The organism is Oleiphilus sp. HI0067 (assembly GCF_001635735.1).
The window spans coordinates 1-376 of record NZ_LWFI01000812.1; the positions used below are offsets into that span (position 1 = coordinate 1).

Sequence of the window (376 nt, forward strand, 5' to 3'; positions counted from 1 at the left end):
CGACATGGCTAATTTCTTATCCAAGCTTTTTAAACCAAAATGGCAAAACAAATCTGCCGAAGTTCGATTAGAAGCTCTGCAGCAACTTGATCCAAATAACAATGAGCAACGTGAGATTATCGAATCTCTGCTCTTAAATGATGAAAACCCTTCTGTAAGACAAGCAGCACTGAGTAAAACAAGCGATCCAGCGCGCGTTATTGTACTCTACGCGAAGTTAAACAATGCGGACAAACCCGCTGCGGTTGAACATTTAACAAAGCTCAGTGAATCTTTAGGCCTTAGCCTATTTGACCTCATCGAAGACAAAACCTTTTTGGCGCAAATTATAATCGCCACTGAATCTCCAGATGAATTCCTAAATAGCCTTGCACGC

General features: G+C 41.5%; 1 pseudogene. It reads left to right on the plus strand.

Annotation, left to right across the window (positions count from 1 at the left end):
* Nucleotides 1-376: pseudogene (locus A3739_RS29795) on the plus strand (hypothetical protein); the annotation flags it as partial.